Annotated in this window: 24 protein-coding genes and 3 tRNA genes; 13 read left to right on the top strand and 14 right to left on the bottom strand. The window is 73.6% G+C overall.

Going from position 1 to position 24,382, the window contains the following annotated elements; translation table 11 throughout:
* Positions 1 to 23: 23 nt before the first annotated feature.
* Positions 24 to 857, top strand: a complete 834-nt coding sequence (locus ACFVX9_RS03560) for a serine hydrolase domain-containing protein (RefSeq protein WP_363370030.1) — start codon at positions 24 to 26, stop codon at positions 855 to 857.
* 27 nt (positions 858 to 884) lie between these two features.
* On the opposite strand, the gene ACFVX9_RS03555 is transcribed toward ACFVX9_RS03560, so the two are convergent.
* Complete coding sequence (locus tag ACFVX9_RS03555; RefSeq protein WP_159398417.1) at positions 885 to 1,661, bottom strand: pirin family protein; 777 nt, start codon at positions 1,659 to 1,661, stop codon at positions 885 to 887.
* A gap of 228 nt (positions 1,662 to 1,889) precedes the next feature.
* Between ACFVX9_RS03555 and ACFVX9_RS03550 the strand changes: the two genes are divergently transcribed.
* The 5 genes from ACFVX9_RS03550 (at position 1,890) to fabF (ending at position 6,911) form a co-directional block, all read left to right on the top strand.
* Positions 1,890 to 3,065, top strand: a complete 1,176-nt coding sequence (locus tag ACFVX9_RS03550; protein ID WP_063347457.1) for a CdaR family transcriptional regulator — start codon at positions 1,890 to 1,892, stop codon at positions 3,063 to 3,065.
* Positions 3,066 to 3,155: 90 nt separating this feature from the next.
* On the top strand, positions 3,156 to 4,106 hold the full coding sequence (locus ACFVX9_RS03545; protein WP_063347458.1) for an ACP S-malonyltransferase: 951 nt from the start codon (positions 3,156 to 3,158) through the stop codon (positions 4,104 to 4,106).
* Positions 4,103 to 5,134: a beta-ketoacyl-ACP synthase III gene (locus ACFVX9_RS03540; RefSeq protein WP_350878134.1), complete on the top strand. Its 1,032-nt coding sequence runs from the start codon at positions 4,103 to 4,105 to the stop codon at positions 5,132 to 5,134. The genes ACFVX9_RS03545 and ACFVX9_RS03540 overlap by 4 nt, the downstream gene beginning before the upstream one ends.
* Positions 5,135 to 5,216: 82 nt before the next feature.
* Positions 5,217 to 5,465, top strand: a complete 249-nt coding sequence (locus ACFVX9_RS03535; RefSeq protein ID WP_063347460.1) for an acyl carrier protein — start codon at positions 5,217 to 5,219, stop codon at positions 5,463 to 5,465.
* A 180-nt stretch (positions 5,466 to 5,645) separates the two neighbouring features.
* Complete coding sequence (gene fabF / locus ACFVX9_RS03530) at positions 5,646 to 6,911, top strand: beta-ketoacyl-ACP synthase II (protein ID WP_063347461.1); 1,266 nt, start codon at positions 5,646 to 5,648, stop codon at positions 6,909 to 6,911.
* A 97-nt stretch (positions 6,912 to 7,008) separates the two neighbouring features.
* On the opposite strand, the gene ACFVX9_RS03525 is transcribed toward fabF, so the two are convergent.
* Together ACFVX9_RS03525 and ACFVX9_RS03520 are read right to left on the bottom strand one after the other, a co-directional pair.
* Positions 7,009 to 7,503, bottom strand: coding sequence for a DUF3145 domain-containing protein (locus ACFVX9_RS03525; protein ID WP_063347462.1), 495 nt, complete (start codon positions 7,501 to 7,503; stop codon positions 7,009 to 7,011).
* A 351-nt stretch (positions 7,504 to 7,854) separates the two neighbouring features.
* Entirely contained in the window at positions 7,855 to 8,880 is a 1,026-nt protein-coding gene (locus ACFVX9_RS03520; protein ID WP_063347463.1) for an NADP-dependent oxidoreductase, read from the bottom strand.
* A 105-nt stretch (positions 8,881 to 8,985) separates the two neighbouring features.
* Here ACFVX9_RS03520 and ACFVX9_RS03515 point away from each other — a divergent pair, with 105 nt between their 5' ends.
* Entirely contained in the window at positions 8,986 to 9,450 is a 465-nt protein-coding gene (locus ACFVX9_RS03515) for a MarR family winged helix-turn-helix transcriptional regulator (protein WP_380374967.1), read from the top strand.
* A 138-nt stretch (positions 9,451 to 9,588) separates the two neighbouring features.
* The gene (locus tag ACFVX9_RS03510; protein WP_387980157.1) at positions 9,589 to 11,136 is read left to right on the top strand and encodes an LCP family protein; all 1,548 of its coding nucleotides are present in this window, start codon (positions 9,589 to 9,591) and stop codon (positions 11,134 to 11,136) included.
* A 22-nt stretch (positions 11,137 to 11,158) separates the two neighbouring features.
* Here the strand turns inward: ACFVX9_RS03510 and ACFVX9_RS03505 are convergent, their stop codons facing one another.
* The 9 genes from ACFVX9_RS03505 to ACFVX9_RS03465 form a co-directional block, all read right to left on the bottom strand.
* Positions 11,159 to 12,067, bottom strand: coding sequence for a 1-aminocyclopropane-1-carboxylate deaminase/D-cysteine desulfhydrase (locus tag ACFVX9_RS03505; RefSeq protein WP_387980155.1), 909 nt, complete (start codon positions 12,065 to 12,067; stop codon positions 11,159 to 11,161).
* Between the two features lie 24 nt (positions 12,068 to 12,091).
* Entirely contained in the window at positions 12,092 to 12,742 is a 651-nt protein-coding gene (locus tag ACFVX9_RS03500) for a response regulator transcription factor (RefSeq protein ID WP_208869068.1), read from the bottom strand.
* A 4-nt stretch (positions 12,743 to 12,746) separates the two neighbouring features.
* A complete protein-coding gene (locus ACFVX9_RS03495) occupies positions 12,747 to 14,030 on the bottom strand; it encodes a sensor histidine kinase (protein WP_387980329.1) in 1,284 nt (427 codons plus the stop codon).
* Complete coding sequence (locus ACFVX9_RS03490; RefSeq protein WP_063347468.1) at positions 14,027 to 14,776, bottom strand: ABC transporter permease; 750 nt, start codon at positions 14,774 to 14,776, stop codon at positions 14,027 to 14,029. The genes ACFVX9_RS03495 and ACFVX9_RS03490 overlap by 4 nt, the downstream gene beginning before the upstream one ends.
* Before the next feature lie 45 nt (positions 14,777 to 14,821).
* A complete protein-coding gene (locus ACFVX9_RS03485) occupies positions 14,822 to 15,724 on the bottom strand; it encodes an ABC transporter ATP-binding protein (RefSeq protein WP_063347469.1) in 903 nt (300 codons plus the stop codon).
* 233 nt (positions 15,725 to 15,957) lie between these two features.
* A complete protein-coding gene (locus tag ACFVX9_RS03480; protein ID WP_387980152.1) occupies positions 15,958 to 16,602 on the bottom strand; it encodes a GPP34 family phosphoprotein in 645 nt (214 codons plus the stop codon).
* 37 nt (positions 16,603 to 16,639) lie between these two features.
* The gene (locus ACFVX9_RS03475; RefSeq protein ID WP_380340998.1) at positions 16,640 to 16,867 is read right to left on the bottom strand and encodes a hypothetical protein; all 228 of its coding nucleotides are present in this window, start codon (positions 16,865 to 16,867) and stop codon (positions 16,640 to 16,642) included.
* Positions 16,868 to 16,876: 9 nt separating this feature from the next.
* A complete protein-coding gene (locus tag ACFVX9_RS03470; protein ID WP_063347471.1) occupies positions 16,877 to 17,830 on the bottom strand; it encodes an SPFH domain-containing protein in 954 nt (317 codons plus the stop codon).
* 270 nt (positions 17,831 to 18,100) lie between these two features.
* Positions 18,101 to 18,174, bottom strand: a tRNA-Ile gene (locus tag ACFVX9_RS03465).
* A gap of 189 nt (positions 18,175 to 18,363) precedes the next feature.
* On the opposite strand from ACFVX9_RS03465, the gene ACFVX9_RS03460 reads away from it, so the two are divergent.
* Together ACFVX9_RS03460 and ACFVX9_RS03455 are read left to right on the top strand one after the other, a co-directional pair.
* Positions 18,364 to 19,254, top strand: coding sequence for a trypsin-like serine peptidase (locus ACFVX9_RS03460; RefSeq protein ID WP_387980150.1), 891 nt, complete (start codon positions 18,364 to 18,366; stop codon positions 19,252 to 19,254).
* Positions 19,255 to 19,361: 107 nt separating this feature from the next.
* Positions 19,362 to 20,114 (top strand): trypsin-like serine peptidase, encoded by a 753-nt coding sequence (locus tag ACFVX9_RS03455; RefSeq protein ID WP_380374977.1) that lies wholly within the window; start codon positions 19,362 to 19,364, stop codon positions 20,112 to 20,114.
* Between the two features lie 178 nt (positions 20,115 to 20,292).
* Here the strand turns inward: ACFVX9_RS03455 and ACFVX9_RS03450 are convergent.
* Positions 20,293 to 20,365 (bottom strand) — tRNA-Asn (locus ACFVX9_RS03450).
* 61 nt (positions 20,366 to 20,426) lie between these two features.
* Positions 20,427 to 20,499, bottom strand: a tRNA-Asn gene (locus ACFVX9_RS03445).
* Between the two features lie 245 nt (positions 20,500 to 20,744).
* Between ACFVX9_RS03445 and ACFVX9_RS03440 the strand changes: the two genes are divergently transcribed.
* The 3 genes from ACFVX9_RS03440 to ACFVX9_RS03430 all read left to right on the top strand — a co-directional run bounded on the left by ACFVX9_RS03440 (position 20,745) and on the right by ACFVX9_RS03430 (position 24,155).
* On the top strand, positions 20,745 to 21,050 hold the full coding sequence (locus tag ACFVX9_RS03440; protein WP_380340974.1) for a hypothetical protein: 306 nt from the start codon (positions 20,745 to 20,747) through the stop codon (positions 21,048 to 21,050).
* A 107-nt stretch (positions 21,051 to 21,157) separates the two neighbouring features.
* On the top strand, positions 21,158 to 22,591 hold the full coding sequence (locus ACFVX9_RS03435; RefSeq protein ID WP_387980147.1) for an FGGY family carbohydrate kinase: 1,434 nt from the start codon (positions 21,158 to 21,160) through the stop codon (positions 22,589 to 22,591).
* A 160-nt stretch (positions 22,592 to 22,751) separates the two neighbouring features.
* Positions 22,752 to 24,155, top strand: a complete 1,404-nt coding sequence (locus ACFVX9_RS03430; RefSeq protein ID WP_387980145.1) for a glutamate decarboxylase — start codon at positions 22,752 to 22,754, stop codon at positions 24,153 to 24,155.
* Positions 24,156 to 24,382 lie beyond the last annotated feature (227 nt).

Genomic DNA, 24,382 nt, shown 5'->3' with positions numbered 1-24,382 from the left:
GGGCCTTCGTTAGAGTCGGGCGCATGGAGAGCTTGCGGATGATCGAGAACTGGCCGGTGCCCCACGCCGCGGCGGCGGTGGTCCGGGGGGCGGACGGCGCGGTGCTGGGCACGTACGGGCCGCAGCAGCACCTGTTCCCGCTGGCGTCGGTGACCAAGCTGCTCACCTCGTACGCGGTGCTGGTCGCGGTCGAGGAGGGCGTCTTCGAGCTGGACGACCCGGCCGGGCCGGCCGGCTCGACCGTCCGCCACCTGCTCGCGCACACCTCCGGCCTCGGCTTCGACGAGAACCGGGTGTTCGCCGAGCCCGGCAACCGCCGGCTGTACTCCAACGCGGGCTTCGACGCGCTGGCGCGGGCGCTGTCCGACGCCGCCGGGATCGAGTTCTCCCGGTACGCCGCCGAGGCGGTGTTCGAGCCGCTGGGCATGCACGACACCCTGCTGAACACCGCGCACAAGTCCCCGGCCGGCGCCGGCGGCCTGTCCACCGTCGCGGACCTGGTCCGGTTCGCCGCCGAGCTCCAGTCCCCGAAGCTGCTGGACCCGTCCACCGTCCGGCAGGCCACCCGCGAGGTCGCCTTCCCGGGCACCAGCGGCGTGCTGCCCGGCTACGGCCACCGCCGGCCGAACGACTGGGGTCTCGGCTTCGAGATCCGCGACGGCAAGGCCCCGCACTGGACGGGCACCGCCAACTCGCCCGCCACCTTCGGCCACTTCGGCCAGTCCGGCACCTTCTTGTGGGTCGACCCGGAGGCCGGCGTGGCCTGCGTCGCGCTCACCGACCGGGACTTCGGCCCGTGGGCCGCCGAGGTCTGGCCGGCCTGCTCGGACGCGGTCCTGGCCGAACTGAACAGCTGAACGACTGAAAGGCTGAAAGGCCAGGACCTAGCCGTACGAGACCGGCGAGTGCATCTCCCAGAGCAGGAGTTCGGCGCCGGTCTCGCCGGCCGTCGGGTCGGCGAAGGCGTCGCCGGTGATCCGCACGCTGTCGCCCGGGGCCATCGAGCGGCCGCCGCCCTTGGGCCCCGGGATCGTCCGGTAGCCGAGCGAGCCGGCGGTCAGGTGCGCGTACCGCCAGGCGGCCTCGGGCAGTGCGGGCAGCGGCTGCCACGGCCCCGCCGTCGCCAGCCAGAGCGCGGCGTCGCCGCGGCGCAGCCGCAGGGCGTCCGTCCCGGCGTCGCGCTCCAGCCCGGAGGCGAGCAGCGTCAACCCGCCGTCGGCCGGTTCCACCTTGCGCAGCCCGTACGCCGGGGGCGCGTCGAACACGTCCGGCTGGAGCCACATCTGGACGAAGCGGACCGGGCCGGCGGCCCCGCCGACGTTGCGCTCGGTGTGGGTGACGCCGGAGCCCGCGCCGAGGTGCTGGACCATCCCCGGGCGGACCACCCCGCCGTGCCCCTGGGAGTCCCGGTGCGCCAGCGCGCCCTCCAGCACCCAGGTGAGGATCTCGGTGTCCCGGTGCTTGTGCTCCTCGTACCCGGCGCCGGGGGCGAGGAGTTCCTCGTTGCACGCGAGCAGCGCGCCGAAGTGCGTGTTCTTCGGGTCGTAGTGGCCGGAGAAGGAGAACGCGTGTCGGGTCTCGACGCCCTCGGCCGGGGTGGAGAGGTAGCGCTCGGCGGTGCGGCGCAGGTCGGCGCGGGGGCGGGCGGCGTCGTCTGTCACGGGCCCCACGGTAGTGGGTGTGACCGGCACCACCGTGCCGCTGCACCGGGGGGTGTGCACGAGCAGTCACCCACGTGAGGCAGTCTTGTCCTTGTGCCAGCCGCTTCCGCGAACTCCAAGAGCGAACCCAGTCCCACGGCCGAGCCGACCGGGAAGAGCCCGGCCCCCAGGGCCGGCCGCGACCGCCCCGGCCGGGCGGCGCCCCGCCTGACCGCGCAGGAGCGCAGAATGGCCGCCGAGCGGGCCGAGCGCCGGGCCGCGACGCTCAAGCGGCTGGAGAAGTCCTCGGGCAAGCTGGCCACCGCCGCGATCTCCCGGATGGACGACCAGCTCGGCTGGTACCGGCGGATGCCGCCGGAGCACCGTTCCTGGATCGGCCTGGTCGCCCAGGCCGGCATCGCCGCCTTCACCGAGTGGTACCGCCACCCGGACGCCGCCCAGGCGATCTCCACGGACGTCTTCGGCACCGCCCCGCGCGAGCTGACCAGGGCGATCACCCTGCGCCAGACCGTCGAGCTGATCCGCACCACGATCGAGGTGATGGAGGAGGCCATCGAGGAGGTGGCCGCCCCCGGCGACGAGGCGGACATGCGCGAGTCGGTGCTGGTCTACGCCCGGGAGATCGCCTTCGCGACCGCCCAGGTGTACGCCCAGGCGGCCGAGGCGCGCGGCGCCTGGGACGCCCGGCTGGAGGCGCTGGTGGTCAACTCGCTGCTGTCCGGCGACGCGGACGAGGGCGTGCTGTCGCGGGCCGCGGCGCTCGGCTGGGGCCAGCCCAGCCAGGTCCGGGTGGTGATGGGCAGCGCCCCGGACGGCGACAGCGAGCTGGTGGTCGAGGCGATCCGCCGGGCCGCCCGGTACGCCAAGCTGCACGTGCTGACCGGGGTGCTGGGCAAGCGCCTGGTGGTCGTGGTCGGCGGCGACAAGGAGCCGGTGCACGCGGCCCGGGCGCTGATCGGCCAGTTCGCACCGGGCCCGGTGGTGGTCGGCCCGACCGTGCCGGACCTGCTCTCGGCGACCCGCTCGGCGCACGCCGCCGCGGCTGGCCTGCGTGCCTGCGCCGCCTGGCCGGACGCGCCCCGCCCGGTGCTGGCCGACGACCTGCTGCCCGAGCGCGCGCTGGCCGGCGACCAGGCCGCCCGCCGCCAGCTGGTGGAGGAGATCTACACACCGCTGGACGAAGCCGGCTCGGCGCTGCTGGAAACGCTGAGCGTCTACCTGGAGCAGGCCTCTTCGCTGGAGGGCGCCGCCCGGATGCTCTTCGTCCACCCCAATACGGTGCGCTACCGGCTACGACGTGTGACCGACGTCACGGGGTACGCCCCGTCCGACGTGCGTTCGGCGTTCACGCTGCGGATCGCACTCGCCCTCGGCCGACTCACCGCGGCCGGGGAGCCGAGCTGAACCGCCTGTAGGGACCTTACAATCCCGGATGGTTTTCTTCGTTACCGTCGCCTACCCGCCCCTGGGCGCCTGGCGAGAGAGGGTTGAACCGTGCTCGTAATCGTCGCCCCTGGACAGGGTGCCCAGTCCCCCGGTTTCCTCAGCCCCTGGCTGGAGCTGGACGGTGTCGCCGACCGCCTCCGCGGCTGGTCGGAGGTCGCCGGGCTCGACCTGGTGCACGCCGGGACCGAGGCCTCCGCAGAGGAGATCAAGGACACCGCCGTCGCCCAGCCGCTGCTGGTCGCGGCCGGTCTGATGACCGCCCGTGAGCTGTTCCCGGACGAGGACGTCGCCCGCAAGCTGGTCGGCGCCGTGGCCGGCCACAGCGTCGGCGAGATCACCGCCGCCGCCGGCGCCGGGGTGCTGAGCGCGCACGACGCGCTGACCTTCGTCCGCGAGCGCGGCCGGGCGATGGCCGCGGCCGCCGCCGTCACCGAGACCGGCATGATCGCCGTGCTCGGCGGCGACCCGGAGGTCGTCGCGGCGAAGCTGGCCGAGCACGGCCTGACCGCGGCCAACAACAACGGCGGCGGCCAGATCGTCGCCGCCGGCACGCTGGCCCAGCTGGAGACGCTGAAGGCGGACCCGCCGGCCGGTGCCAAGCTGGTCGCCCTGAAGGTGGCGGGCGCCTTCCACACCGAGCACATGGCCCCGGGTGTCGAGCGGCTGGCCGCGCTGGCCCCGACGCTGACCGTGGCCGACCCGCAGGTCCGCTACGTCTCCAACAAGGACGGCGAGGTCGTGGCCTCCGGCGCCGAGGTGCTCACCCGCCTGGTGTCGCAGGTCTCCAACCCGGTCCGCTGGGACCTCTGCATGGAGACCCTCGGGCAGCTGGGTGCGACCGCCGTCATCGAGCTGTCCCCCGCGGGCACCCTCACCGGACTGGTCAAGCGCAACCTCAAGGGTGTGGCGACGCTTGCCCTCAAGACCCCCGCCGACCTGGACAAGGCCCGCGCACTCGTCGCGGAGCACGGCGGTCAGGATCAGGAGACCCAGGCATGACGAAGCCGCAGATCCGCCCGTCCGAGGGCGCGCAGTACGCGCGCATCCTCGGCGTGGGCGGCTACCGCCCGGTCCGGGTGATCCCCAACGCCGAGGTGCTGGAGTGGATCGACTCCTCGGACGAGTGGATCCGCACCCGCAGCGGGATCGCCGAGCGCCGCTGGGCCGGCCCGGAGGAGAGCGTCGCCGAGATGTCGGTGCAGGCCTCCGGCAAGGCCATCGCCCAGGCCGGGATCACCCCGGACCAGATCGGCGGCGTGATCGTCGCGACCGTCTCGCACCTCAAGCAGACCCCGGCGATCGCCACCGAGATCGCCGAGCGGCTCGGCTGCGGCACCGCCCCGGCCTTCGACATCTCGGCCGCCTGCGCGGGCTTCGGCTACGGCCTGGGCCTGGCCGACGGCATGATCCGCGGCGGCAGCGCCGAGTACGTGCTGGTGATCGGCGTCGAGCGGCTGAGCGACCTGACCGACCAGTCGGACCGCTCGACCGCGTTCATCTTCGGCGACGGCGCCGGCGCCGCGATCGTCGGCCCGTCCGACACGCCCGGTATCGGCAAGCTGATCTGGGGCTCGGACGGTTCGCAGTCCGACGTCATCTCGCAGACCCAGGCCTGGGACACCGCCTTCGCCAAGCCCGACGCCGTCAACGGCGTGGGCGAGGAGGCCAAGTGGCCGGCCCTGCGGATGGACGGCCAGCCGGTCTTCCGCTGGGCGGTGTGGGAGATGGCCAAGGTGGCCCAGCAGGCGCTGGACGCCGCCGGGGTCACCGCCGACCAGCTCGGCGCGTTCATCCCGCACCAGGCCAACATGCGCATCACCGACGCCATGATCAAGGCGCTCAAGCTGCCCGACTCGGTGCCGGTCGCCCGCGACATCGCCGAGACCGGCAACACTTCGGCGGCCTCCATCCCGCTGGCGATGGAGCGCATGCTGGAGAGCGGCGAGGCCCGCAGCGGCGACCTCGCACTGATCATCGGGTTCGGGGCGGGTCTCGTGTACGCCGCGGCAGTCGTTACGCTCCCCTAGGCGCGTTTCGCCCCACTCATTCCGCAAAGCCTGCGTCCGGCCGCCGGTCGGACGCGTTCAACACCGAAGAGGAGCAGCCAGTATGGCTACCAAGGACGAGGTTCTGGAAGGTCTCGCCGAGATCGTCAACGAGATCGCCGGTATCCCGACCGAGGACGTCGAGCTCGAGAAGTCCTTCACGGACGACCTGGACGTCGACTCGCTGTCCATGGTCGAGGTCGTCGTGGCCGCCGAGGAGCGCTTCGACGTCAAGATCCCGGACGACGAGGTCAAGAACCTGAAGACCGTCGGCGACGCGGTGAACTACATCCTCACCAACGCCGCCGCCTGAGCGATCGACCCGTTCGATCCCTCCAGCACGTCCGGCGTTCTCGACGCCTCGGACGGCTGACTCGTCGGCCCGGCTCCCCCGAGCCTGGCCGACCCGCCGGCCGGGACGCCCCACCGGGCGCCCGGCCGGGCCCTTCCTCGGCTCGCCGCCGACCCCACGATCGTGAGAGAAGAAGAACCAGTGACCGCTGAAAACCGTACCGTGGTCGTCACGGGTATCGGCGCCTTCACGCCGCTGGGCGGCGACGCCGCCACCACCTGGGAGAACCTGGTCGCAGGACGCTCCGGAGTGGCGGCCCTGACCGAGGAGTGGGCCGCCGAGCTGCCCGTCAAGATCGCCGCCCGCACGGCCGTCGAGCCGGGCGAGATCCTCCCCCGGCCGCTGGCCCGCAAGCTGGACCGCTCGGCCCAGTTCGCGCTGATCGCCGCCCGTGAGGCCTGGGCCGACGCCGGCTACGAGACGCCGGCCACCGACGACTCCTCCAAGCTCGCCCCCGAGCGCCTCGGCACCGTCATCGCCTCCGGCATCGGCGGCGTGACCACCCTGCTCGACCAGTACGACGTGCTGAAGGAGAAGGGCGCCCGCAAGGTCTCCCCGCACACCGTCCCGATGCTGATGCCCAACTCCCCGGCGGCCAACGTCGGTCTGGAGGTCGGCGCCCGCGCGGGTGTGCACACCCCCGTCTCCGCCTGCGCCTCCGGCGCCGAGGCGATCGGCTACGCGATCGAGATGATCCGCACCGGCCGCGCCGACGTCGTGGTGGCCGGCGGCACCGAGGCGGCGATCCACCCGCTGCCGATCGCCGCGTTCGCCAACATGATGGCGATGTCCAAGAACAACGACGACCCCGAGGGCGCCTCCCGCCCGTACGACAAGGGCCGGGACGGCTTCGTGCTGGGCGAGGGCGCCGGCGTGGTCGTGCTGGAGTCGGTCGAGCACGCCGAGGCGCGCGGCGCCCGGATCTACTGCGAGGCCGTGGGCCAGGGCCTGTCCTCGGACGCCCACCACATCGCCCAGCCCGAGCCGACCGGCGCCGGCGTGGCCCGCGCGCTGGCCGACCTGTTCGACCGCAACACCCTGGACAAGGCCGAGATCGTGCACGTCAACGCGCACGCCACCTCGACCCCGCAGGGTGACACCGCCGAGCTGAAGGCGCTGCGCAAGGAGCTCGGCGACGACCTCGACCACATCGCCATCTCGGCCACCAAGTCGATGACCGGCCACCTGCTGGGCGGCGCCGGCGGCATCGAGACCGTCGCCACCGTGCTGGCCCTGTACCACCGGATCGCCCCGCCGACCATCAACGTCGACGAGCTGGACGACGACGTGGACGCGGACATCGTGCGCGGCGAGGCCCGCCCGCTGCCCGAGGGCCGGATCGCGGCGCTGAACAACTCGTTCGGCTTCGGCGGCCACAACGTGGTGCTGGCCTTCCGCTCCCGCTAGTCCGCACACCGACCCGGTACGCACCGGGCCCGAACGCACCGAGAGGGGCCGGCGCTCGCCGGCCCCTCTTCATGCGCCGCGTCGTGCGCCCGCCGGCTCAGACCACCTGGTGCAGCCAGCGCACCGGGGCCCCCTCGCCCGCGTAGCGGAACGGCTCCAGCTCGTCGTCCCAGGGCTTGCCCAGCAGCCGGGAGATCTCGGCCTCCAGGTCGGCCCCCTCGCTGCGGGCCCGCAGCAGGACGGCGCGCAGCCGGTCCTCGGGGATCAGGATGTCGCCGTGGATGCCCGTGACGGCATGGAAGATGCCGAGCGAGGGCGTGCTGCTGTACCGCTCCCCCTCCGCCGTGGCGCAGGGCTCACTGGTGACCTCGTACCGCATCAGCTGCCAGCCGCGCAGCGCGGAGGCGACCTTCGAGGCCGTACCGGGCTCCCCTTGCCAGGAAAGCTCGGCACGCCAGTGTCCGGGCGAGGCCGGCTGGCGGATCCAGTCCAGGCTCACCCGTACACCCAGCACCCCCGCGACGGCCCACTCGACATGCGGGCACAGCGCGCGGGGCGCGGAGTGGATGTAGAGAACTCCACGTGTCGTCACCGGGACCTCCAGGCTGTGGACGAGGGTCGCCTTCCCCAGCTGCCTCGTGCCTGCAGTTGATCCACAGTTACCCACGCTAGCCGACATTAAGCTACTAAATTGAGCAAAACGGACAGGCTTTCGCTCAATGCTAGTCGAATCCTCAACGAGGTCTACCCCTCGGCCGGATCTCTCCCCCGAACGGCCCCATCGCCAGGCGGGACCCACCGTACCGCGCCGCCCCGCACCGTGGATGACGCACTTTCGGATCCGGCCGGAATGCGGTAGTGCGACCGATTCCCCTGCGCCCGTACGCAAACCGCCCCGCGCGCCCGGTGGGGGCGGCGGGGCGGTCAGCGAGCTGACGGAGGGTCAGCCGTCCAGGCGGACCACCATCTTGCCGGTGTTGACGCCGCGCAGCAGGTCGAGGAAGGCGTCCGCGGTGCGCTCGAAGCCGTCCACCACGGTCTCCTCGTGGCGCAGTTCGCCGGACGTCAGCCAGCCGGCCACGTCGGCGACGAACTGCGACTGCAGCGCCGCGTGGTCGCTGACCAGCATGCCCTCCAGGCGCAGCCGCTTGCCGATCGCGAGCGCCAGGTTGCGCGGGGCGGCGGGGGCGGTGGTGTCGTTGTACTGGGCGATCGCGCCGCAGAGCACGGCGCGGCCGTGCACGGTGAGCGCGCCGATCGCGGCCTCCAGGTGGTCCCCGCCGACGTTGTCGAAGTAGAGGTCGATGCCGTCGGGGGCGGCCTGCGCCAGCTGCTCGTGGACCGGGGCGTCCTTGTAGTTGAAGGCGGCGTCGTAGCCGTAGACGTCCACCAGCTTGGCGACCTTCTCCGCCGAGCCGGCCGAACCGACCACCAGCGAGGCGCCCTTGAGCTTGGCGATCTGGCCGACCATGCTGCCGACCGCGCCGGCCGCGCCGGAGACGAAGACCTTGTCGCCCTTCTTGAGGCCGCCGACGGCGAGCAGCCCGGCGTAGGCGGTCAGGCCGGGCATGCCGAGCACGCCGAGGTAGGCGGAGAGCGGGGCGGCGGCCGGGTCGACCTTGACCGCGTGGCGGGCGTCCAGGGTGGCGTACTCGCGCCAGCCGAGGCCGTGCAGCACGGCGTCGCCCGGGGCGAAGCCCTCGGCCCCGGAGGCGACCACGTAGCCGACCGCGCCGCCCTCCATGGCCTCGCCGAGCCGGAACGGCGGGGCGTAGGACTTCACGTCGTTCATCCGGCCCCGCATGTACGGGTCCACCGAGAGGAAGGCGTTGCGGACCAGGATCTCGCCCGGGCCCGGGGTCCGGACCGGGGCCTCGACCAGGGCGAAGTCGGTCGGCACCGGCCAGCCCTGGGGTCGGGCGGCGAGGTGCCATTCACGGGCGGTCGCGGGTGCGGCCTGCTCTGCCATGGGAGGCGCTCCTTAGGTGGTTCCGATGCATGAAAGGTTGAGCTACTGAAGTAACGATGGGCATGAAAGGTTCATGTTGTCAACTTTTCAGGTAGACTCTCGGACATGGACACCCAGTCGACCCGGGCCGCCACGCCGCAGTCCGACGAGATCACCCGCGAGGTCGTCGATCTGATGGCCAACCTGGTCGCGCTGTTCCATCGCGAGTACGAGGAGGCCGCCGCCGCCCGCTCGCTCACCGGCGCCCAGGCCAAGGTGCTCGCCCTGCTGCGCCGCGGCCCCATGCCGATGCGCCAGATCGCCCAGACGCTCAGCTGCGAGCCGTCCAACATCACCGGCATCGTCGACCGGCTCGAAGCCCGCGGCTTCGTCACCCGGGAGGCCGACCGGCAGGACCGCCGGGTCAAGCTGGTCGCCGCCACCGGCACCGGCGCCACCGCCTCCGAGGAACTGCGCGAATCGCTGAACTTCGCCCGCGAGCCGCTGGCCGCCCTCGGCCACGACGAGCGGGCCGTCCTGCGCGACCTGCTCCGCCGGATGCTCACCGGCGCCGCCGGCCCCGGAGCGTGACCGGCATCCGGGGCGTGATCAGCATCACAGCCCCGGAGCGAAATCCGGGCCGCCGGCAGAGGTAACCGAACAGCCCGTCGAAACGTCTAATGTTCGAACATCGAACACGAGAGACGGAAAGACGGGGGGACACGGAGGATGGGCAGCAGCACGCGCAGGCGCCGCTACCTGCGGACAGCCATCGGCCTGGCCGCCGTCCTGGTGCTGTCCGTCGTGGGCGCCGGGGCCTGGTTCTACCACCGGCTGGACAACAACATCACCACCTTCGACCCGGGCGGCGTCGCCACCGAGCGCCCGCCCGCGCCCGCCCCGGTCACCCCCGGCGCCCAACTGCCGGTGAACATCCTGGTGCTCGGCTCGGACACCCGCGACGACGGCAACAGCGCGATCGGCGGCGGCGACGAGGGCGTCGGCCACTCCGACACCGCGATGCTGGTGCACGTCTACGCCGACCACAAGCATGCCGTCGGCGTCTCCATACCCCGGGACACCCTGGTCACCATCCCGTCCTGCAAGCTGCCGAGCGGCACCTGGACCACGCCCCGGAACAACCAGATGTTCAACTCGGCCTTCACCATCGGCGAGTTCCCCAAGGGCAACCCGGCCTGCACGCAGAACACCGTCGAGACGCTCACCGGCCTGCGGATCGACCACACCATCGTGGTCGACTTCAAGGGCGCCGCCGCGATGGCCGACGCCATCAACGGCGTGGACGTCTGCGTCCCCAACAACGTCGACTCGCACGGCATACACCTCCGCAAGGGCATGCAGAAGCTCTCCGGCCAGCCCGCCGTGGACTACCTGCGGGCCCGCTACGGCTTCGGCGACAACTCCGACATCGGGCGGATGAAGCGCCAGCAGGCCTTCGTCTCCTCGATGATCAAGAAGGTGCAGGGCCAGGGCTTCTCCCTGCCCACGCTGCTCCCGCTCGCCGACGCGGCCACCCGCTCGCTCACCGTGGACGAGGGGCTGGGCACCGCGATGAAGCTGGTGGACTTCGCCCGCTCGCTCCAGGACATCAAGCTGTCCGACATCACCTTCGTGACCGCGCCCTGGCGCTTCGCCGGCGAGCGCGTCCAGCTCGTCCAGCCGGACGCCAACACGCTGTGGCGGCTGCTGCGCGAGGACCGCACCCTGGACGGCCAGAGCACCTCCGGCACCGACACCCCGGCGCCCTCCCCCACCGCCCCCGGCCCCGACGGCGCGACCCCGGGAGCCTCGGCCGGCCCGTCCGCACCGCTCACGCCCGAACAGGCCGCGGCCCCCGTACTCGTGGTCAACGGCGTCGGCACTCCCGGCCTGTCCACCTCCGGCGGGGAGGCGCTGCGGGCCCGGGGCTTCCAGAACGTCACGCTCGGCAAGCCCGCCGGCGGACGGATGCAGACCGAGATCAGCTACGACCCGGCCCTGAAGGCCGCCGCCGACCAGGTGGCCGCGCTCTTCCCGGGGGCGCGCGCGGTCGAGGAGCCGGGCTCCGAGGGCATCACCGTCACCCTGGGCCGCGACTACCGGCCCAGCCCCGCCACCAAGCTGGACGCGGTCGGCAGCGGCCCCGGCGCCAAGTCCTCCGCCCCCGCCACCGCCACCGCCGACCCGAGCGGCGTGCCCAGCGGGGTGCCCACCGGCATAGCGGAGAACACCCGCGGCGCCGACACCGACCCGTGCGCCGACCTGACCTTCGGATGAGCCGTTCCGGCCCGATCCGGGTCTACTCCGGGTCGGGCAGGCCGGTGACGACGGCGGTGAGCCGGGTGCCGCGGGGGAAGGCTCCGGCGGCGGCCAGGCCGGTCAGCGCGGCCAGCAGCTTGGCCACGTAGCGGCGTTCCAGCGGGATGCCGTGGCGGGCTTCGAACCGCTCGGCGAAGGCGGCCAGTTCGGCCGGGACCTTGCCGTAGCCGCCGCCGTGGTGCGCGTGGTCGATCCGCCAGTTGTCGAACTCCCGGCCGTAGGCGGCCCGGTGGAGCCGGGTGACCTCGCCCTCCAGGTAGCCCTCGCCGCCGCGCAGCACGGCCACGCCGAACGCCCGCGCGCCCGGCGGCAGGCCGGCCGCGATGCCCGCCAGGGTGCCGCCGGTGCCGACCGGGCAGCAGACCACGTCGTGCCCGCCCAGGTCGGGCAGTTCGGCCGGGATCGCCGCCGCGCCGGTCACGGCCAGCGCGTTGGAGCCGCCCTCCGGGAGCACCAGGCAGGGGCCCCAGCGCCCCTGCGGACCGGCCGTGGTGCCGGCGGCGGCGCGGCCGGTGGCCTCCCGGTACTCGGCGCGGGTCAGGAACTCCAGCCGCATCCCGGCCCGTTCGGCCGCCCGCAGCGACCAGTTGCGCGGCCGGTCGGCCAGTTCCTCGCCGCGGACCAGCCCGACGCTCTCCAGGCCGAGCGCCGCGGCGGCCGCCGCGACCGCCCGCAGGTGGGTGGAGTACGCCCCGCCGAAGGTCAGCAGCCGGGTGTGGCCCTGGGCGACGGCGGCCGCCAGGTTGGGCGCGAGCTTGCGCCACTTGTTGCCCGGGACGCTCGGGTGCAGCAGGTCGTCCCGTTTGAGCCGCAGCTCCACCCCGGCCCGCGCGAACACCTCGTCGGTGCAGTCCACCAGCGGGGTCGGCAGCAGGGCGGGTTCGAGCATCCGGCCAGCTTAGACCGGTCGGTCTTACGGCCGGCCGGTCGGGGTGAGCAGCCCCAGGTTGTAGGCGGCGGCGACGGCGGAGGCGCGGTCCTTGACGTCGAGCTTGGCGTAGACGTGGATCAGATGGGTCTTCACGGTGGCCTCGCTGATGAACAGCCGGGCGGCGGCCTCCCGGTTGGTGGCCCCGGACGCGACCAGTTCCAGCACCTCCAGCTCGCGCGGGCTGAGCGGCTCCCGGACGGGCGCGCGGACCTGGCCGAGCAGCTTGGCGGCGACGGTCGGCGCGATCACCGAGGCGCCGCGGGCGGCCTCCCGGACGGCGTGGAACAGCTCCTCCCGGGCGGCGTCCTTGAGCAGGTAGCCGGTGGCGCCGGCCCGGACGGCGGGCAGCACGTCGGCGTCGGTGTCGTAGGTGGTGAGCACCAGGACCCGCCCGGGCAGGCCGCGTTCGGCCATCTCGCGGATCGCGGTGACGCCGTCCATCCGCGGCATCCGCAGGTCCATCAGCACCACGTCCGGGCGCAGCGCGGCGACCAGCACCAGCGCCTCGGCGCCGTCCCCGGCCTCGCCGACCACCTCGAACCCGGGGGCGGCGGTGAACATCCCGCGCAGCCCGTCCCGCACCACCGGGTGGTCGTCCACCAACAGCAGTCTGATCGTCGTCGCGTCGCTCACGGTGCTACTCCTCCATGCTGATCGCCGGCAGGGTCGCGGACACGGTCGTGCCGGCGCCCGGTTCGGTCTCCAGGTCGAGCCGCCCGGCCAGGCGCTGCACGCGGCGGCGCATCACGTCCAGACCGTAGCCGCCGCCGGCGGCCCGGGAGGCGGGCTCGGCGGCCGGGTCGAAGCCGACGCCGTCGTCCCGGACGTCCAGGGTGACCAGGCCGGGCATGTACGAGAGGGTGACGCCGACCCGGGAGGCCCGCGCGTACTTGGCGGCGTTGGCCAGCGACTCCTGGGCGATCCGCAGCAGGGTCACCTCGACCTCGGGGTGCAACGGGCGGGCCTCGCCGGTGACGGTCAGCCCGGCGGCCGCGTCGTTGCGCTCCCGCCACTGCTCGACCAGCTCCGCCAGCGCCTCCGGCAGCGCGGCCCGCTCCAGTTCGATCGGGCGCAGCGCGTGGACGGCCCGGCGGGCCTGGGTCAGGCTCTCCCGGGCGAGGGCCGCCGCGTTCGCCTGGTGCCGCTCGGCGGCCGCGGCGTCCTGGGCGCGGGTCTGGTCGGCGGCCTGGAGCTGGGTGACGATCCCGGCCAGGCCCTGGGCGACGGTGTCGTGGATCTCCCGGGCGAGCCGGCGGCGCTCGTCCGCGGCCCCGGCCTCCCGGGCCTGGACGAGGAGTTGGGCGTGCAGTCCGGCGTTCTCGGCGAGCGTCTCGGTGAGCAGCCGGTTGGCCTCGGCGAGTTCGGCGTTGGCGGCCTTGCGGCGGGCGCTCAGCCGGTCGGCCGCCTCGCTGAGCGCGAACATCAGCCCGACCACCATCAGGTTGAAGGCGACGACGGCCAGCAGTCCGCCGACCTTCGCCAGGCTGTCGGGCAGGACTCCGCCGACCTGGGAGAGCGAGGTGGGGACGGTGCCCACGGCCGCACCCGCCATCCGGGCCCGGCCCCGCAGGTACTGGGCGGCGTGCAGGTAGCCGGTGAAGGCGAAGAAGCCGAAGATCGGGTTGTCCAGCACCAGGACGGTGATCAGCGCCAGCAGGACGGCGAAGTGGGCGCCGGCGTACCGGGCGCGGCCGTCCGGGCCCGGCCTGCGGTCGAGCACCGAGCGCAGGACCAGCCACAGGAACGCGGCGGCCGCCGCCGGGAGGACGGCGGCGGCGGGACGCGCGTTCGGGACGGGGATCAGCAGGGCCAGGGCGGTGGCGATCAGCAGGGCGACGTAGCAGAGCGGGCCGATCAACCGGTCCAGCCGGTCCTGCCAGTCGCCGAGCGCGTTCTCGTCGGCCGACGGCCGCATGATCATTCCCACCGGAACAGCCTGGCAGCCGCGGCCCCCGCGAGCACCGCGTACGCCGCGAGTGTGAGCAGGCCCACGGCGTGCGGAAAGTGCCCGGACCAGGCGTCCTGCAAGGTCTGGACGGCGGCGCCGCTGGGGGTGAAGTCCCCGATCCGGTTGAGCAGGGCCGGCGAGAACTCGCGCGGCAGCCAGATCCCGGAGAAGAACATCATCGGGAAGAAGGCCAGCGCGCCGACCGCGTTGCCGGCCTTGGCGGACGGGACGACCGCGGCGAGCAACAGGCCGATCGACAGCAGCGCGGCGGCAGCCAGCAGGAAGGCCAGCAGGAACCCCAGCGGCCGGCGCGGCAGCGACACCCCGAGCAGGGGCCCGGCCGCCACCACCAGCAGCACCGAGACGACGGCGACGCCCAGGTACAGCGGCAGCAGCGCGCCGAACAGCAGCGCCGGGCGGACGGGGCTGGCCGACATCCGGCGCAGCACGCCGCGTTCGCGGTAGGCGGCGAGCAGCGAGGGCAGGCCGTTGAGGCCGAGCAGCAGCAGGGTGAAGACGGCCAGGATCGGCGCGTACAGCTGGATGGTGCTCATGCCGTGCATGTCGGGCGAGGTCTTGCGCAGGGCCGGGACGGAGCCGAGGACGAGGAACAGCACGACGGGGAAGGCGAGGCCGAAGAAGGCGGTCAGCGGGTCGCGGAGGAACAGGCGGGCCTCGGCGACGGCCAGGCGGCGGACGGCGTGGGCGGTGTGGTTCACGGTGGTGGTCCCCTCGGGCGTGGTGATGGGCGCGGTGATGGAGGGTCAGGCGTCGTGGCGGGTCAGGGCGAGGTAGGCGTCGTCCAGGCTGTGCTCGCGGATCCGCAGCCCGGTGACGACGATCCCCTCGCGGGCGAGCAGGCCGGTGACCTCGTCGGCGAAGTCCCCGACGCCGGAGACCTCGACCCGGCCGTCCCGCTCCTCGACCCCGGTGACCCCCGGCAGGGCCGCCAGCCGGGCGGTGTCCAGCGGCCCGGTGGGGCGGAAGCCGAGCGTGCCGCCGGTGCCGGAGCGGGCGATCAGCTCCGCGGGGGTGCCGGTGGCGACGATCCGTCCGCCGTCGAGGACGGCGGCCCGGTCGCAGAGCGCCTCGACCTCGTCCATGAAGTGCGAGACCAGGACCACCGTCACGCCCTCGTCGCGGATCCGCCGGATCAGCTCCCAGGTGTCGCGGCGGCCCTGCGGGTCGAGCGCGGTGGTCAGCTCGTCCAGGAAGGCCACCTCGGGGTTGCCGATCAGGGCGAGGGCGATGAACAGCCGCTGGCGCTGGCCGCCGGAGAGCTTGTCGAACGGGGTCCGGCGCTGGTCGGCGAGCCCCCACTCGTCCAGCAGCTCGCGCCAGTCCCGGGGGTTCGGGTAGAGCGCGGCGTACAGTTCCAGCGCCTCGCCGACCCGCAGTGCGCCCTGCAACTGGGCCTGCTGGAGCTGGATGCCGATCCTCGGCCGCAGCCGGTGGGCGTCCTTCACCGGGTCCAGGCCGAGGACGCGGACCGTCCCCGCGTCGGCCCGGCGCAGGCCCTCGCAGCACTCCACGGCGGTCGTCTTGCCCGCGCCGTTCGGCCCCAGCAGGCCGAACACCTCGCCGCGCTCCACGCCGAAGGAGACCTCCTCCAGCACCTGGCGCCGCCCGTAGGCCTTGCGCAGCCCCGCCACCTCGATCACGGCCATCGCGCCGCTCCCTCCCGCTCGTCCCCGCTGGTCCGGCCGGTTCCTCCGGCCTGCAACGAGCTTCCCGCACGGGGCCCCGGCCGCGGATCGACCGGACGGTCAGAGCTGCGGGCGGGCGCGGTGGACGGCGGATCAACCGATCGGTGGATGGGGCACGGGCGCGGGCCCGGAACGCGGGAAGCCCGGCCGCCGTGTCGGCGACCGGGCCTGTCTTGCGGATCACACCTGGTGGGTCAGACCAACGCGACATCGGAGTTGCGGGTGCTGATGGCCCGGCGCAGGGCGCGCGGGACGGGGCCCGCGGCGGGGGCCAGCTTGTCGATCCGGGTGCGGAACTCGCGGCTCTGGCGCCACGTCAGGACGGCTCCGAGCCGGGCGGCGTCGACCAGTGCGACCAGCGCGGCGTCCGCCGGGTCGACCCGGCTGAGCGGCGCCTTCAGCGCAGAACCCACCGATGCCACGAGCGACTTGCGCAGCCGCTGCTCCGGCAGGACGACCCGGGTGCGGGGGAACAGTCCGAGCGCGCGGCGCTGTTCGAGGCGGATCCGCCCGGCCGTCGCCAGCCCGTCCCGGACCACCCGCGCGGCGCGGGCCGCCGGGCCCTGGCGGCGGCCGACCCAGCTCTGCCAGCTGCGCCGCCGGCCCTGCCGGATCTGCTCCAGCATCGCGGCGGAGAGCGGGTCGAGGCCGTCGGCCGACGCGCCGTCGACGGCGGCCGGGTGCCGGCCGTCGTCGCGGATCAGCGCGCGCCGCAGGAGTTCGGCGAGCGCGGCGGCCCGCAGCACCAGGTCGAGCCTGGCGGTGGCGGTGAGCCGCTCGCGCTCGGGGTGGTAGGCGAGCAGGTAGAGCTTCTCCGGCAGGGTGATGGGCAGGTCCACGATGGACTCCAAGCAGATGGACGGTGGATGGGCCCGTTCATCCGGCGTCGGAACCGCCGGTCTGCGGGTTCTCCTTGGGCGGTCGGCCGCGCCGGGGAAGACGGGCCGCGTCGCCGGGCATCCGGCCCGCGTCGCTGAGGGCACGGCGAAGGAGGAACTCGATCTGCGCGTTGGCACTGCGCAGCTCGTCCGCGGCCCACCGGGCCAGTGCGTCGTGGACCGCCGGGTCCAGTCGCAGCAGGATCTTCTTCCGCTCCGTCGCCAACGCCGCGCCTTACTGGTAGAGGGAGCCCGTGTTCACGACGGGCTGGGCGCCCCGGTCGCCGCAGAGCACCACCAGGAGGTTGCTCACCATGGCGGCCTTGCGCTCCTCGTCCAGTTCGACGACGTCACGCTCGGCGAGCCGGTCCAGCGCCTCCTCGACCATACCGACGGCGCCCTCGACGATCAGCCGCCGTGCCGCGACCACGGCCCCGGCCTGCTGACGCTGGAGCATCACCTGGGCGACCTCGGGCGCGTAGGCGAGCCGCGTGATCCGGGACTCGACGACCCGCACCCCGGCCGAGACGACCCGGGCCGCGATCTCGGCGGAGAGCATCCGGCTGATCTCCTCCGCGCCGTCGCGCAGCGACAACTGGCCCTCGCGGTGGGCGTCGTACGGGTAGCTGCTGGCGATGTGCCGGACGGCGGTCTCGGTCTGGATGGCGACGAAGTCGCTGTAGTCGTCCACCTCGAACACGGCCTTGGCGGTGTCCTCTACCTGCCAGACCACCACGGCGGCCATCTCGATCGGGTTGCCGTCCGCGTCGTTGACCTTGTTGGTCTCGGTCTCGTGGTTGCGGATCCGGGTGGATATCCGGCGGCGGCTGGTGAACGGGTTCAGCCAGGTCAGGCCCTCGGCACGGATGGTGCCGCGGTAGCGGCCGAGCAGCTGGACCACCCGCGCCTGGCCGGGCGAGACCACGGTCAGCCCGCACAGCAGCAGCAGTGCGCCCAGGACGGCCAGCGGCCCGGCGGTCAGCAGGGTGATCCCCAACGCCTTGGACCCGCCGGCCAGTTGGATGCCGCCGACGATGGTCGCCCCGATCCCCGCGAGCAGGCCGAGCAGCGTCCCTCCGAGCACCGGCAGCCCCGCGGCACCGGTGATGACCCGCTCGGTGATCTTGGGTGCCGGAAGGTCGAGGACGGGGCCGTCTTCGACGTCGACGGCAGAACGCGGTGTGGCCATGAGACCAGCTCCTCCAGCGAGTTTTTCCGATCCAGCTGTCAAAGTGATATCACTTTTTGCGCCGACGGCGCCAGGGACCGGACCGCATTCGTCTGGGGGTGGGGCAAACCGGCCCACCCCGGCCATGTCCACTGGTGGGTGAATCTCAGCGCGCCGAGCCCTGAGCGGCTGGCCGATGCTCTACAGTTCCGACCGGAACTGGAGCCGTTCTGCCAGATCAAGCCACTGTTTTGTCTGATGATCGATCCAACGATCGATCAGTGGCTGAGGTGGGGCGGGTGGGACTCGAACCCACGACCAAGGGATTATGAGTCCCCTGCTCTAACCGGCTGAGCTACCGCCCCGGTTCGCCGCGTGCGCCGGTCGTCGACCACGGCAGCAGCAGACGGCCCCGAAAGGACGTCCCGGGCAGCATAGCCGGTCGATCACCCGTGGTGCGCGCCGGGGGCGCGCACGGGTGCGCACAGGCGTGCGCCTGTCCTGGTTGCGCAGTTCGGGTGGCGCCCGGACGGCCCCACGGGCAGCCTGGACGGATGACGACACGTGGGACGGGAGCCGCCGCCGGGGCGCTCGCGGTGCTGCTGGCCGCGGCGGGCTGCACCACCTCGGCCGGGCCCGGCGGGGGCGCGCCGACGGTCAGCTCGGCTCCGGCCACCCCCTCCAGCCACCCCTCCGCCCGCCCCTCCGGATCCGCCTCGGCCTCCGGCGGCGGCCACGGCTGGAGCCGGCAGCGACTCAGGGGCGCCGTCGCCAGGCACACCGGGGTCACCCGCACCGCCAGGCCCACCGTGCTCAACGGCCTGGTCGGCGCCGTCTTCACCCGCAACGCGGACGGCGACCACTTCTGCACCGCCAGCGTCGTCGACAGCGCCGGGCTCAACCTCATCGTCACCGCCGCGCACTGCGTCTGGGACCCCCAACTCGGCCAGCGCAGCGACCTCGTCTTCGTCCCCGGCTACCGCAACGGCGACACCCCCAGCGGCGTCTGGCCGCTGATCGCCGTCACCGTCGACGACGGCTGGAAGGACCACGCCGACCCGGACGTGGACGTCGCCTTCGCGGTCGTCCAGGCCCAGAACGGGCAGCAGGTGCAGCAGGTGCTCGGCGCCAACAAGCTGGGCGTCGGCCTCGGCTACCAGCTGCCCGTACGGATCACCGGCTACCCCGGCACCAGCGACGTCCCGATCACCTGCGCCAACAACACCACCGAGCAGAGCTCCACCCAGCTGCGGATCGACTGCCCCGACTACACCGGCGGCACCAGCGGCAGCCCCTGGGTGACCGACTTCGACCCGAGCACCAGGACCGGCACCGTGGTCGGTGTGATCGGCGGCTACCAGCAGGGCGGCGACAGCCCGGACACCTCGTACAGCAGCTACTTCGGCGACCGCGTCCAGGCGCTCTACGACCGGGCCACCGGCTGACCGGAGGGGCGGCAGTGGCGCCGCCGGGCACGGCCTGATAGATCTTCCTCTCGAACGGCGGAACGCACGAACCCGGTGCCCGCCCCGAGGAACGAGACGGAGCCCCGATGGCCCCCCGCCCGGCACGGCCCCCGCGCGCCGCACGGACGGTCGCGCTGGCGGCCCTGCTGCTCGCCGCCGGAACCGCGTGCGACGGCGGCGAGCAGGACCAGGCGCCCGCCGCCGAGGTCGCGCAGCAGAGCAGCACCCGCGACCGGATCGGCACCCTCTCGGTCCGGACGGCGCAGGGCCCCCGGGCCTGCACGGCGAGCGTCGTCCGCAGCCCCAGGCACAACCTGCTGGTCACCGCGGCGCACTGCGTGCAGAACCGCCGGATCGGCCTGCTGGACGGCCTGGTGTTCACCCCCGGCTACCGCAACGGCTTCATCCCGCACGGCAGTTGGCCGGTGAAGTCGATCACCGTCGACCCGCGCTGGGCGGACGACGACGACCCCGAGTACGACGTGGCCTTCGTCACCGTGGGCACGGTCGGCGGCAAGCAGGTCGAGGACGCCGTCGGCGGCAACCCGATCGCCACCGGCCAGGGCTTCGGGCTGGCCGTCTCGGTGACCGGCTACCCGAACGAGCGCGACGAGCCGATCACCTGCGCGGCCAGGACCCGCTCGCAGAGCCCGACCCAGGAGCGCTTCGACTGCGACGGCTACACCGACGGCACCAGCGGCAGCCCGTGGGTGACGGACAGCGGCACGGTCGTCGGCGTGATCGGCGGCTACCAGGAGGGCGGCGAGACGGCCGGCACCTCCTACAGCGTCACCTTCGACCAGCGGGTCTCCGCGCTCTACCGGGAAGCGACCGCCTGAGCCCGGGAGGCGACCGCCCGAACCCGGGCGGCGACCGTCCGAGCCCCAGAGGCGACCACCTGAGCCGCCCGGCCGTCGCGAGGTGACGAACGGCGCGAGGTGACGAAGGCAACACGAAGGCCCCCCGGTCATCCGAGGGGCCTTCGCTCTGAGCAGTCACCGGGCGGACCCGATGAAGCTCCCGCATTTGGACTCGAACCAAAAACCTGCCGGTTAACAGCCGGCTGCTCTGCCAATTGAGCTATGCGGGATCGCGGTACCGAACTGCTGCACCACGGACGGGAGGAGGCCTCTTGCAAGACCTCTCCCGAGCTCCCCCAATTGGACTCGAACCAATAACCTGCCGATTAACAGTCGGCTGCTCTGCCAATTGAGCTATGGGGGACCGGCTTCCGCCTCGGCCCCCGGTTCCCCGGGCTCCTCGGCGCTCGCTGCGGGACATACATTAGCGCACTCGGGGGGGTGGTCCGCCAATCGCTTTCGCCGGACCGCCCCCCGGACCGCCCCCGGGCTCCCGCCCGGCGTGCCCGGCGCGCGCCCGGCACGGCCCCCGGGGATGCTGGGGGGCACGGACGGTTCGCCGTCCCGACGGACGGGTAGGGCAATGCGGCAGAAGGCCGCCAGGAGAGGGTGGATCCGATCATGTGGAAGCTGTCGTTGGCCGCGGGGTTCGCGGCCGGCTACGTCCTGGGCTCCCGGGCCGGGCGCCGGCGCTACGACCAGATCACGAAGGTCACCCGGAAGATCGCCCAGAACCCCACGGTGCAGGGCGCGGCCGACCGAGCCAGGCAGCAGGCCGGCGCGGTCGCCGGGAAGGCCGCCGGCGCCGTCGCGGACAAGGTCGGCGACCGGCTGCCGAACGCCGTCACCGACCGGGTGCCGTACTTCAACCGTTCCCGGGCCGAGGACGACGGCTGGGGTACCTTCCGCCCGTGACGGGACGGTGACGCCAGGGTGTACCAGGGCCCTGCGTCCGGTCCCGAACGGGCAACACCTCACCCGGCCCGGACGCGTCCCGGGCCGGGCTGAGGCATGATCTCGACATGGCCATCGTCGCGGGGATAGACAGCTCGACCAACCGCACCCGGATCGTCGCGTGCGACGCCGACACCGGCGCCGTCCTGCGCTCCGGCAAGGCGCCGCACCCCGTCCCCGAGGACCCGGACACCCGCCCCGGCGAGACCGACCCGCAGCTCTGGCTGCACTCGCTCGGCGACGCCGCCGCCGGCGGCCTGCTGGAGGGCGTCCGGGCCATCGGCGTCAGCGCGCAGCAGCACGGCATGATCGGCCTGGACGCGGGCGGCGTGCTGGTCCGGCCGGCGATCCTCTGGAACGACCCGCGCTCCAGCGGCGCCGCCGCCAAGCTGCTGGACGCGCTCGGCGGCCCGGCCGCCTGGACCGCCGCGATCGGCGCCGTCCCCAGCCCGACCTACACCATCGCCAAGCTGCGCTGGCTGGCCGAGTTCGAGCCGGCCAACGCCCGCCGGGTCGCCGAGGTCCTGCTGCCGCACGACTGGCTGGTCTGGCAGCTCCTCGGCCACCCCAGGCGCCGCACCACCGACCGGGGCGACGCCTCCGGCACCGGCTACTGGTCCCCGATCACCGGCGAGTACCGCCAGGACCTGGTCGAGCTGGCGCTCGGCCACGAGCTGCGGCTGCCCGAGGTGCTCGGCCCCGCCGAACCCGCCGGGCACACCCCCGAAGGCCTGCTGATCTCGGCCGGCACCGGCGACAACATGGCCGCCGCGCTCGGCCTCGGGCTGCGCCCCGGCGACGCGGTGGTCTCGCTCGGCAGCACCGGAACGATCTTCGCCGTGCACGACCGGGCCGTGGTGGACGCCACCGGGCTGATCTCCTCCTTCGCCGACGCCGCCGGCCGCCACCTCCCGATGGTCGCCACCCTCAACGCCGCCCAGGTGCTCCGCGCCACCGCCGCCATGCTCGGCCGGGACCTGGACGGCCTGAGCGACCTCGCCCTGCACTCCTCCCCCGGCGCGTACGGGCTGGTGCTCCTCCCCTACCTGGACGGCGAGCGGACGCCGGCCCTCCCGCACGCGGCCGGCACCCTGACCGGCCTGCGGGCCGAGTCGATGACGCCGCAGCACCTGGCCCGGGCCGCCGTCGAGGGCATGCTGTGCAACATCGCGGACGCCCTCGACGTGCTGCGCGCCCAGGGCGTCGCGGTGCGGCGGGTGTTCCTGCTCGGCGCGGCCGGGCGGCTGCCCGCCGTCCGGCACATCGCCCCGCCGCTGTTCGGCGTCCCGGTCGTGGTGCCGCCGCCGGGCGCCCACGCCGCCCGCGGGGCCGCCCGGCAGGCCGCCTGGGCGCTGGCCGGCACCCCGGAGCCGCCGGAGTGGGAGCTGCCGGACGCCGAGACCGTCGAGCCGGACGGGGAGCAGGACCTGGCGATCGGTTCGGCGGTGCGCCAGCAGTACCGCGCCGCCCGCGAACAGATCCACCCGGAGACGGCGGCCTGAAGGCGGCCCGCGGCGGCCTGAACCCGGCTGCGGCGGCTGCGGCGGCCCCACCGGCCGGGGACGGCGGCGCCCGACCCCGGCCGGTGAAGATGCGTCACCCGGCGGCCGGTGGCAGCGTGGGACGGGACACGGCCACCGACGTGAAGGGCGGCAGGACTCCATGGCGCTGCACAAGGGGGCCGGCAACGACCGCCGGCTGAGCATCGGTCCGCTCGTGGGCGCCGCCGACCCGCTGGGCTCGATGAAGCTGGCACCGCCGCTGCACCGGCTCGGCGAGGGGCCCGTCACGGCCGACACCGCGTACCAGCTGATCCACGACGAGCTGATGCTGGACGGCAACGCCCGGCTCAACCTGGCGACCTTCGTCACCACCTCGATGGAGGCGCAGGCCGCCCGGCTGATGACCGAGTGCCTGGACAAGAACATGATCGACAAGGACGAGTACCCGCAGACCGCCGAACTGGAGCGGCGCTGCGTGGCGATCCTCGCCGACCTCTGGCACGCCCCCGACCCGGACGCCACGGTCGGCTGCTCCACCACCGGCTCCAGCGAGGCCTGCATGCTGGCCGGCATGGCGCTCAAGCGCCGCTGGATGCACCGCAACGCCGAGCGCTACGCGGCCGGGGCCCGGCCCAACCTGGTGATGGGCGTCAACGTGCAGGTGTGCTGGGAGAAGTTCTGCACCTTCTGGGAGGTCGAGGCCCGCACCGCGCCCATGGAGGGCGGGCGCTTCCACCTCGACGCCGAGCACGCGGTCGCGCTGTGCGACGAGGACACCATCGGCGTGGTCGGCATCCTCGGTTCCACCTTCGACGGCTCCTACGAGCCGATCGCGGAGATCTGCGCGGCCCTGGACGACCTCCAGCAGCGCACCGGCCTCGACGTCCCGGTGCACGTGGACGGCGCCTCCGGCGGGATGGTGGCGCCCTTCCTCGACCCCGAGGTGGTCTGGGACTTCCGGCTCCCCCGGGTCGCCTCGATCAACAGCTCCGGGCACAAGTACGGCCTGGTCTACCCCGGCGTCGGCTGGGCCCTGTGGCGCGACCAGGAGGCGCTGCCGGAGGAACTGGTCTTCCGGGTCAACTACCTCGGCGGCGAGATGCCGACCTTCGCGCTCAACTTCTCCCGCCCCGGCGCCGAGGTCGTCGCGCAGTACTACATCTTCCTGCGGCTCGGCCGGGACGGCCTCCGGGCCGTCCAGGGCGCCTGCCGCGAGGTCGCCACCCACCTGTCCGGGGCGATCGAGCACATGGGCGGCTTCCGGCTGCTGACCCGCGGCGACCAGTTGCCGGTCTTCGCCTTCACCACCGCCGACGACGAGCCGTTCGACGTGTTCGACGTCTCGCGGCGGCTGCGCGAGCGCGGCTGGCAGGTGCCCGCGTACACGTTCCCCGCGAACCGGACGGACCTGTCGGTGCTCCGGGTGGTCTGCCGCAACGGCTTCTCGCTGGACCTCGCCGACCTGCTGCTGGCCGACCTCTCCCGGCTGCTGCCGGAGCTGCGGCGCCAACCCGGCCCGCTCAAGGAACTCGGGGTGCCGGCCCGGTCGGGCTTCCACCACTAGGGCCTGGGTCCGCCGGGGCGTGAACACGGCGGGGCGTGATCACGGTGGGGAGGGCGCTGCGAAGCGCCCTCCCCACCGTGCGTCCCGGACGAACCGGGGCAGCCTCCCCCCGCGAGGCTGCCCCGGCCGGTGGGGGAATCGGGACGTGCTGCCGGAGCGGGGACCGGTGACCGGTCCGCGTCCGAACGACGCCGTCGGGCGGCGAACCGCGCCGACCAGAGAACTGT

The organism is Kitasatospora sp. NPDC058243, assembly GCF_042882025.1.
Lineage (GTDB): Bacteria > Actinomycetota > Actinomycetes > Streptomycetales > Streptomycetaceae > Kitasatospora.
Note: the sequence above shows the minus strand (reverse complement) of the source record. Positions and strands in the feature narration are given on the sequence as shown.

Bases quoted from the DNA above. Each gene is read 5' to 3' on its own strand.
- ACFVX9_RS03560 (WP_363370030.1), top strand. From the start codon at position 24: ATGGAGAGCTTGCGGATGATCGAGAACTGGCCGGTGCCCCACGCCGCG.
- ACFVX9_RS03550 (WP_063347457.1), top strand. From the start codon at position 1,890: ATGGCCGCCGAGCGGGCCGAGCGCCGGGCCGCGACGCTCAAGCGGCTG.
- ACFVX9_RS03540 (WP_350878134.1), top strand. From the start codon at position 4,103: ATGACGAAGCCGCAGATCCGCCCGTCCGAGGGCGCGCAGTACGCGCGC.
- ACFVX9_RS03535 (WP_063347460.1), top strand. From the start codon at position 5,217: ATGGCTACCAAGGACGAGGTTCTGGAAGGTCTCGCCGAGATCGTCAAC.
- ACFVX9_RS03520 (WP_063347463.1), bottom strand. From the start codon at position 8,880: ATGGCAGAGCAGGCCGCACCCGCGACCGCCCGTGAATGGCACCTCGCC.
- ACFVX9_RS03515 (WP_380374967.1), top strand. From the start codon at position 8,986: ATGGACACCCAGTCGACCCGGGCCGCCACGCCGCAGTCCGACGAGATC.
- ACFVX9_RS03510 (WP_387980157.1), top strand. From the start codon at position 9,589: ATGGGCAGCAGCACGCGCAGGCGCCGCTACCTGCGGACAGCCATCGGC.
- ACFVX9_RS03505 (WP_387980155.1), bottom strand. From the start codon at position 12,067: ATGCTCGAACCCGCCCTGCTGCCGACCCCGCTGGTGGACTGCACCGAC.
- ACFVX9_RS03495 (WP_387980329.1), bottom strand. From the start codon at position 14,030: ATGATCATGCGGCCGTCGGCCGACGAGAACGCGCTCGGCGACTGGCAG.
- ACFVX9_RS03485 (WP_063347469.1), bottom strand. From the start codon at position 15,724: ATGGCCGTGATCGAGGTGGCGGGGCTGCGCAAGGCCTACGGGCGGCGC.
- ACFVX9_RS03470 (WP_063347471.1), bottom strand. From the start codon at position 17,830: ATGGCCACACCGCGTTCTGCCGTCGACGTCGAAGACGGCCCCGTCCTC.
- ACFVX9_RS03460 (WP_387980150.1), top strand. From the start codon at position 18,364: ATGACGACACGTGGGACGGGAGCCGCCGCCGGGGCGCTCGCGGTGCTG.
- ACFVX9_RS03455 (WP_380374977.1), top strand. From the start codon at position 19,362: ATGGCCCCCCGCCCGGCACGGCCCCCGCGCGCCGCACGGACGGTCGCG.
- ACFVX9_RS03435 (WP_387980147.1), top strand. From the start codon at position 21,158: ATGGCCATCGTCGCGGGGATAGACAGCTCGACCAACCGCACCCGGATC.
- ACFVX9_RS03430 (WP_387980145.1), top strand. From the start codon at position 22,752: ATGGCGCTGCACAAGGGGGCCGGCAACGACCGCCGGCTGAGCATCGGT.